Origin of the sequence: Streptomyces bikiniensis (assembly GCF_000716625.1) — a bacterium.
GTDB lineage: Bacteria > Actinomycetota > Actinomycetes > Streptomycetales > Streptomycetaceae > Streptomyces > Streptomyces bikiniensis.
The window spans coordinates 1-703 of sequence record NZ_JNXJ01000114.1 but is presented as its reverse complement, the minus strand read 5'-3'; the positions used below and the strand labels follow the sequence as shown (position 1 = coordinate 703).

Below are 703 nucleotides of genomic sequence, written 5' to 3'. Positions count from 1 at the left end.
GCCGGGGGTGGTGGCGTACGGGTCGGCCATGAAGGTGACGGCGGTCTTGGCGGGGTCGTCCAGGTAGCCCCGGCCGACGCCCGTGCCCGCGACGTACAGTTCGCCGGCGCTGCCGGGCGGCACCGGCCGCAGCTCCCCGTCCAGCACGTACAGACGGGTGTTGCGGACGGCGTGCCCGATCGGGGCGCGGCTGCCGAGCGGGGTCTCGGGCGTGATGACGGCGTGGGTGACGTCGTCGGAGCACTCGGTCGGCCCGTAGGCGTTGACCAGCGGGACGTGCGGCGCCAGCTCCAGCCACTCCCGCGCCAAGTCGGCGGGGAGCGTCTCGCCCGTCACCATCAGGTGGGTGAGCGGGGCGAGTTCGGGGCGGGCGAGGCCGTTCTTCCAGGAGTCGACGGCGGCGCGCAGCAGCGAGGGGACGAGCTCCAGGACGGTGACGCCGTCGGTCGTGATCCGGCCGAAGAGTTCCTGGGGGTCGGCGGCGGTGTCGCGGTCCACGACGACCAGGCGGCCGCCGGTGATCAGGGGCGAGAGCATCTGCCAGACGGAGATGTCGAAGGTGACGGGGGCGTTGTGGACGACCACGTCGTCCGAGGTCAGGCCGAGGTCGTCGATCTTCGCGAGGAGGTGGTTGACCATGCCGGCGCGGTGCACCATGGCGCCCTTGGGGCGGCCGGTGGAGCCGGAGGTGAAGATGACGTAG

The 703-nt window shown here is 72.7% G+C and carries 1 protein-coding gene; it reads right to left on the bottom strand.

The window, feature by feature from the left end:
• Positions 1 to 703 (bottom strand): AMP-binding protein (locus OO47_RS32970; RefSeq protein WP_030223541.1); only part of this gene is annotated, 703 nt, incomplete at both ends.